Origin of the sequence: Actinosynnema sp. NPDC059797 (genome assembly GCF_042732085.1) — a bacterium.
Taxonomy (GTDB): Bacteria; Actinomycetota; Actinomycetes; order Mycobacteriales; family Pseudonocardiaceae; genus Actinosynnema.
In genome coordinates this window covers 1-4,265 of sequence record NZ_JBHWIE010000496.1, presented here as the reverse complement: position 1 = coordinate 4,265, position 4,265 = coordinate 1, and the positions used below count along the sequence as shown (strand labels likewise).

Annotated in this window: 4 protein-coding genes; 3 read left to right on the top strand and 1 reads right to left on the bottom strand. The window is 73.7% G+C overall.

The features are described from left to right. Window positions 1-67: 67 nt before the first annotated feature. The 3 genes from ACFV4N_RS40455 to ACFV4N_RS40445 all read left to right on the top strand — a co-directional run bounded on the left by ACFV4N_RS40455 (window position 68) and on the right by ACFV4N_RS40445 (window position 3,313). The gene (locus tag ACFV4N_RS40455) at window positions 68-2,167 is read left to right on the top strand and encodes a DUF8189 domain-containing protein (protein WP_499677987.1); all 2,100 of its coding nucleotides are present in this window, start codon (window positions 68-70) and stop codon (window positions 2,165-2,167) included. A gap of 195 nt (window positions 2,168-2,362) precedes the next feature. Beyond that, entirely contained in the window at window positions 2,363-2,662 is a 300-nt protein-coding gene (locus ACFV4N_RS40450; RefSeq protein ID WP_499677986.1) for an RICIN domain-containing protein, read from the top strand. A gap of 138 nt (window positions 2,663-2,800) precedes the next feature. Continuing rightward, entirely contained in the window at window positions 2,801-3,313 is a 513-nt protein-coding gene (locus ACFV4N_RS40445; RefSeq protein WP_499677985.1) for a DNA-directed RNA polymerase subunit beta family protein, read from the top strand. Between the two features lie 48 nt (window positions 3,314-3,361). On the opposite strand, the gene ACFV4N_RS40440 is transcribed toward ACFV4N_RS40445, so the two are convergent. Then, window positions 3,362-4,265, bottom strand: a 904-nt coding sequence (locus ACFV4N_RS40440; RefSeq protein ID WP_499677984.1) for a hypothetical protein, incomplete at its 5' end; no start/stop codon positions are given.

The following is a 4,265-nucleotide window of genomic DNA, read 5'->3' as shown; positions in this document are numbered from 1 at the left end:
GGGCTAGCCTGGTCGTCCGGTCCGCTCCCGGACACCTCCGCTCGTCCTCATCGGTGAGGAGGTCTCGGTGGTCCCGTCAGACTTATCGACCACAGCCCGCACACCCGCCGCGCGCAGACGCCCCGGGGCCCGCAGACCCTCGGTCCGCGCGTCGGCGCCGCCACCCTCGGACGTCAACGTCGTCGCGCACCCGGACGACGACATCCTGTTCCTGAACCCGGACCTGGCGAACTCGATCACCGCGGACCGGCCGAACACCACCATCTACTTCACCTCCGGCGAGGCGACCCGGCCGGTCGGGACCGGCAGGCCCGACGACCCGCCGTTCGACGAGTGCGCGAGCCGCGGCGACCTCGACCGCGAGGACTACGCCCGCTGCCGGCAGCTCGGCATCCGGGCCGCGTACGCGCACATGGCGGGCGTGGCCGACGAGTGGACCGAGGAGCTGGTGGAGGCCGACATCGGCGACACCTCGTTCACCGTCGAGGTCCACGCCCTGGACGAGCGCCCGGACATCAGGCTGGTGTTCCTCGACCTGCCCGAGTGGGGGAACCTCTCCGACGACGTCACCGTCCCCGACGACGACGGGGGGCACGCACCCGCCCTGCACGGCGCCAGCCTGTACCACCTCTGGTTCGACGAGCGCGGCACGCGCACGATCGTGCCCAGCGGCGGCGGGCTGCACGGGTCGGACACCCGCAACTGGTTCCCCGACCGGGACCACCTGGTCGCGTTGCTGCGGCACCTGTTCGCCTGGCTGCGGCCGACCGTCATCCGCACCCAGGACCCCGACCCCGACCCCCGGCACGAGGACCCGGCGTGGCTGCACGACCACAGCGACCACGTGATCGGCGCGCGCTTCGCGACCGAGGCCGCGTTCGGCTACGACGGGCCGGACGGGCGCCCGGTGGCGCGGGTCGTGCCCTACCGCGGCTACAACATCCAGCACTCGCAGGTGAACCTGGACGCGGGCCTGCGGGCGGAGAAGGCGGCGACCTTCTCGGTGTACGAGGGCTGGGACACCGACTCCGAGCTGGGCGGCATCTACGAGGCGTGGACGCAGCGCATGATCTACCGCCACACCACCGGGACGACGTGGGCGGGCTTGAACGAGGACGGTCGGCCGCAGGTGTTCGCCGCGCAGGGCAACCGGCTGGTGACGTGGTGGCGCAAAGCCTCCGGTGGGTGGTCTGGTCCGCTGGCCTACCAGGTGCCGGGGCCGCTCGCGCCGGGCGTGTCGGTGGCGGCGAACGAGGACGGCAGGCTCCAGGTGTTCGCCCGCAGGCTGGACGACCACGAGATCGTCACCCTGTGGCAGGTGAAGCCCAACGGCGCCTTCACGGGGTGGGTCGGGCTGGGCAACCCGAACGAGGGCACGGACCTGGCCGCCCAGGTGGGCGCGCCGGTCGCGAAGCTGACCGCGGACGGCCTGATCCGCGTGTTCGTCAAGAACGGCGGCGGCGGCCTGAGCGTGCTGGCCCAGTCCTCGCCCAACGGGGGCTTCGCCGCCACGTGGGAGGACGCGGGCGGCTCGGGGTTGCAGGACGGCCTGGCGGTGGGGTTGGACGGCTCCGGCGGCACGGACGTGTTCGGCTACGCGGTGGAGAACGGCGTCGGCCGGGTCCGGCACTGGTCCGCGCCGCCGCCGGACGAGGGCGGCGGCCTCGGCCCGTTCGCCCCGCGCGACGACCTGGTCTCGTTCGAGCCGTCCGGACCGCCGTCGGCCGCCACCACCTGCGACGGCAGGCAGGACGTCCTCTACCGCCTGGCGTCCAACGCCATCGGCGACCGCGCCGGGTCGGTCGGCCACACGCGGCAGCTCCCGGGCGGCGGCTGGGACTCGACGGGCGAGGTGCTCTCCGGCCACGGCGGCGTGGGCCCGCCGGCCGCCTCGGACGGGCCGCCCGAGGACGGGCCGATCGCGGTGTTCGCCACCAACCGGGGCGGCGGCGTCAGCACGACCAGGCTGGCCGTGGACGAGGACGCCCCGCCGGAGTGGGCGGACCTGGGCGGGTTCGTCATCGGCCAGCCCGCCGCCGTGGCGGACCCGGCCGGCGACGTCTTCGTGTTCGGGCTGACCGACGACGGGGGCGTGGTGGTCCGGCAGCAGTCGGACGTGGAGCGCGCCGCGCCGTTCGACGGCTGGACCACGCTCCCAGCGCCCTAGCCCCGTCCCGACAGCGGGGTGGCCGGGTCGAGCACGCCTCGCCGGGAGGTGGTTCGCGGAAGTCACCTGTTCCCGGGACGACAGCGCGTCCACCGCGCAGGACGATGGCGATCGCCGCCCGGCCGCGGGCGGCGCCTCCGGGGAAGGGAGCGTGCCGTGCTTGTTTTAACCCGGCGATCACGCGGTGGATCCCGCTTGCTGTCGATCGCCATCTCGGTGCTGTTGTGCGCACCCGTCGCCGCGGTCGCGTCGGCGCCGAGCGCGCACGCCTCGCCGCCGACGGCGCTGCGCACCGGCAGCGGCGTGGTGATGGCGGGGTTGTTCAGCGGGTTGGTGTGGGACGTGGGCGGTGGCGGCGGCCAGGGCGCCGAGGTGGTGTCCTACCCGTTCGTCGGCTACGCGAACCAGTTCTTCGTGTGGGAGGAGAGCCGGCGGCGGCCCGGCTACTTCTCGGTTCGCGCCGCGCACAGCAACCTGTGCGTTGACGTCGAGTGAGGCGGCACCGCGCCCGGCACGCCCGTCTGGAGCTGGCCCTGCTACGACGGCGATCCCCAGCTCTGGCGGATCGAGACCACGGGGAACGGCGGGTTCCGGTTGGCCGGGCTGGGCGGGTTGTGCCTGACCGTGCCGACCGTGAAGGGGCGCCCTCTGTTCATGGACCACTGCGGTGTGCAAGAGGGGCAGTGGATGACCTACAGCGCGCCGTTGGTGCAGCCGGCGCCCATCAGCGACCCACCCACGACCAAGGTCGTGAAGATGGTCTACTCGTTCGAGTCGGTCATGACCCGCTACGACGCGAGTGACCACGAGGACTTCCTCGTCCACCGGACGACGGTGGTGGACTCCGCCGGTCGTGTCGGCCACCTCCTGTTCGCGCCGGCGAAGGGCATGTGCCTCGGTTCGGCCGGCTATGCCAACAGCCCGGTGGGCGGGTACGCCTGCGATCCGAGCACCAGCCGCGACAGGTACCTCTTGTGGTTCCGGGAGCAGGTGGGCACCAGTTGGCTGGGCACCCCGGAGTACCTCTACCGCTACGGCGCCGATCCGCGCCTGTGCCTGACCGGCGGCGGTTACCTCACCCAGTACGCGAACCGGGTCGAGGTCTACCCCTGCTACCCGAACCACTCCCACCAGCGCTGGCGCTAGTGCCGCCCGCTCCGGGTGTTCGCCGTCGATCCCGGGCCGCGCGGCGCGTCAGCGGTGGTGCGCCGAGCGGGCGAGGGTGATCGAGTAGTTCTCGCCGGTCTGGGTCATGTCGTTGCCCTCGCAGGTGAACTCGTCCGGGCTGAGCTCGCGGACCTCGCCGGTCATCACGTCGCGGTGCCCGTCGACCGACACCGACCAGGTGATGCCGGGGCTGACGTCGTCGTAGGTGATGCGGTCGCCGTCGACGCGGTAGCGCGCGGTGACCGCGCCGGAGTACTCCAGCACGACCACGTGGCCGTTCTGCGTCGCCAGGATCGGCTGGAACTGGACCACCACGGTGCCGTCGTCGTCGAACGCCTGCACCGACCCGGAGCCGTGGAACTCCATCGGCCCCACCTCGGTGCTCAGCGTCAGGGTCGTGGTGCGGCTCCGTTCCACCCACGTGCCCAGGAGGCACTGCGCGCCGGTCGCCGGCTGGACGCCGGTGGTCGTGGAGGTGAGCCAGAAGTGGCGCGCGGCGGGCATCGCCGCCGCTGCGAGGACGACGGTGGCGGCGGTCAGGACCGCGAGGGCGGCGGTGTCCCGGCGCGGCGCGGGCGGGGCGGCCCGCCGGCGCGCCGGTGCCCCGAGCAGCGCGCCCACGACCGCGGCCGCCGCGCCGCCGATCACGACCTGCTGGGTGGTCTCCGCGGCGAAGGCGAGGTCCGGCCACCGGAACAGCGCCTGCGGCGCCCGCTGCCACAGGTCCAGGGCGCGACCGAGGGTTTCCACGCCGAGCAGCAGCACCACCGCCGAGCCCAGGCCGCTCACCAGCGCGGCGAGCGGGACGAGCACCGGGCGGTGCCGCCCCCTGACCGCGAACGCCACGACCGCCTGCACTAGGACGGCGAGGTCGACCAGCGCGTAGTGGGTGCCGACGCGGAACCCGTCGCTGCCGCGGGCCTCGGCGGGC